The sequence below is a fragment of the Halorhodospira sp. M38 genome (assembly GCF_022227985.1).
GTDB classification, from domain to species: domain Bacteria; phylum Pseudomonadota; class Gammaproteobacteria; order Nitrococcales; family Halorhodospiraceae; genus Halorhodospira; species Halorhodospira halophila_A.
In genome coordinates, this window is the sequence record NZ_JAJNQP010000065.1 from 1 (window position 1) to 1,548 (window position 1,548).

The following is a 1,548-nucleotide window of genomic DNA, read 5'->3' on the forward strand; positions in this document are numbered from 1 at the left end:
GGTCAAGTGGTACGTGCTCCACGCGCAGCGTTACATCGACACGCATTCAAGTAAAACACTGCGTAAGGTTGGGCGGGAAGAGTTAACACGCTACCTCGCGAGAATGGCGCGGGCGCCCAATCTTGAGGAGTGGCGTCGCCGCCAGGCTGTAGCGGCTATACGGATTCTGTATAAGCTTGTTAACCCGGAACTCGAACATTCGTTCGGCTGGTCTGAGTGGCTTGAGCATGACCCCGCGCCGGGTGCGGATCATCCCTCGGCGGCACCGGCTCGGCCCGCTCCGGACGGACAGGCTTTGGCCGATCGCATGGGGAGGCCGAAATGGGCGGAAACGGTGTCCGCGCATCTGACCCTGTTTCAGGCCCTGTCGCGCACGGTCCGGCTTCGTCGTCTCGCTTTCCGTACCGAAAAGGCTTACTGCAACTGGGTGTGCCGTTTCATCCGGCACCACGGCGGCCGGGCACCGTCCGAGTTGGGTGACGCGGAGGTTCGGGACTTTCTCGAGCACCTAGTTGACCAGCAGAACGTATCCGCGAGCACCCAGTCACAAGCCCTCAACGCCCTCGTATTCCTCTACGGCCAGGTTCTCGACAAACCGATTGGAGATCTCCACGGCTTCAAGCGGGCCAAGAAACCACATCGCCTTCCGGTGGTGCTGTCGGTCGCCGAGGTCCAAGCCCTGCTCGGTCAACTGCGCGGTGTTCACTATCTGATTTGTGCCCTGCTGTACGGAACCGGGATGCGGCTACTTGAGTGCCTGTCCCTCCGTGTGCGCGATCTCGACTTCGACCGGCATGCGATCCACATCCGCGCCGCGAAGGGGCAGAAGGACAGGACCGTGGCCCTGCCGGAGCGTCTGGCTCCGCAGCTGAGGGATCACCTGGCCGGTGTGCACGCACTCCACCAAGAGGACCTAGCGGCTGGCTACGGGGAGGCCGCTTTACCGGGTTCTCTGGCCCGCAAGTACCCCCATGCGGGCCGTGAATGGGGGTGGCAGTACGTCTTTCCGAGTACGCGCCTCTCCCCCGAACCGGATACGGGGGTCATCCGGCGTTACCATTTACATGAGACCGCGGTTCAGAAGAGCGTCAAGACCGCCGCCCGCCGGGCGGGCATCACCAAGAAGGCAAGCTGCCATACGCTGCGGCACAGCTTTGCAACCCACCTCTTGGAACGTGGCCAGGATATCCGCACTATCCAGGAATTGCTCGGGCACAAGGACGTTTCCACGACTATGATCTATACCCACGTCCTTAGCCGCGGCGGGGTCACTGCGGCCAGCCCGCTGGACCTGCTTTGATGCATCAATGCCCACTCACGGCCAGTCACGCTACCGCCAGGGCACATGCAGAGGGGCGCAGTGCCGGTGAACGCACTGGACCGGTGTCGCGGCGGGTTGGCACCAGTCCTTGGTACCCCGGGGAAGGGCTCGATCCCAGTCTACTGATACGGGATCTTTCCGCCAGTCCCCCCGGGGGTTGGAGGCCAGGGGATCATGTCAACGCGACCGGTCCGGTGTTGATGTACTCGCGCTCCCGCTCTTCGTGA

At 63.0% G+C, this 1,548-nt stretch carries 1 protein-coding gene; it reads left to right on the top strand.

Annotated features, from left to right (window positions below):
• Positions 1-1,300 (top strand): integron integrase (locus LRA98_RS12755; protein WP_238634264.1); only part of this gene is annotated, 1,300 nt, incomplete at its 5' end.
• Positions 1,301-1,548 lie beyond the last annotated feature (248 nt).